This is a genomic window from Enterobacter sp. RIT637 (genome assembly GCF_019718755.1).
In the GTDB taxonomy this organism is placed as follows: Bacteria; Pseudomonadota; Gammaproteobacteria; order Enterobacterales; family Enterobacteriaceae; genus Enterobacter.
In genome coordinates, this window is sequence record NZ_JAIHAZ010000070.1 from 1 (window position 1) to 713 (window position 713).

Annotated in this window: 2 protein-coding genes and 1 pseudogene; 2 read left to right on the top strand and 1 reads right to left on the bottom strand. The window is 49.1% G+C overall.

All coding sequences use genetic code 11. From position 1 onward, the window contains the following. Together K5E19_RS24290 and K5E19_RS23195 are read left to right on the top strand one after the other, a co-directional pair. A pseudogene (locus K5E19_RS24290) lies at window positions 1–152 on the top strand (pimeloyl-[acyl-carrier protein] methyl ester esterase); the annotation flags it as partial. A gap of 112 nt (window positions 153–264) precedes the next feature. Further along, window positions 265–534 carry a YdgH/BhsA/McbA-like domain containing protein gene (locus K5E19_RS23195; RefSeq protein ID WP_221553280.1) on the top strand — a complete coding sequence of 90 codons (270 nt, stop codon included), beginning with the start codon at window positions 265–267 and terminating at the stop codon, window positions 532–534. A gap of 39 nt (window positions 535–573) precedes the next feature. Here the strand turns inward: K5E19_RS23195 and K5E19_RS23200 are convergent. Then, on the bottom strand, window positions 574–713 hold a 140-nt coding region (locus K5E19_RS23200), incomplete at its 5' end, for a FeoC-like transcriptional regulator (RefSeq protein WP_260411927.1).

Genomic DNA, 713 nt, shown 5'->3' on the forward strand with positions numbered 1-713 from the left:
GCCTGGTACCGCGCAAAGTGGTGCCGATACTGGATGCGCTATGGCCGAACAGCGAGTCGAAGGTCATTGCCAAAGCCGCACATGCGCCTTTCGTCTCGCATCCCGAGGCGTTTTGCGACGCGCTAACGGCGTTAAGTCAGCGTTTAAACTGATTATTTACTGATCCACCTGGAAAAAGTTTCATACCGCAACAATACTTCAAATATCGTTGCGGAAGTTGAGCCTACGATAATCAAAACTACAAACCTATGGAGAGTAATGGTTATGAAACTTGTTACGGGAATTGTTACATCACTGGTTATTGGGTCTCTGTCATTTGGCGTATTTGCAGCGAAAGAGCTGGAAAAAGACAAAGTTAAAGAGATGAATCTGACCAAAATTGGCGAGATTACGACCTCAAAAACGACTGCGCCAATGGATGCACGTAAAGATTTATCGAAAAAAGCTGATGAGCTGGGCGGTACGTATTATGTAGTGACCAGCGCGAACAAAGGCGAGAAAACCGTTCATGCAACGGCGGAAGTCTATAAATAACAGTATTGCCGGGCGGCATACGCTGCCCGGCAAATCGTGTTAGCGCAGCGCCCACCACTCCCGCAGGCAGGCTTTGCCTTCCGGACAGCTTTTGCAGCTACCCGTCAAACAACCCTCCGCATCTTCCTGAATCCGCACGGCTTTACCCATCGCTTCCATTCGTTCGAGCATAGCATCGA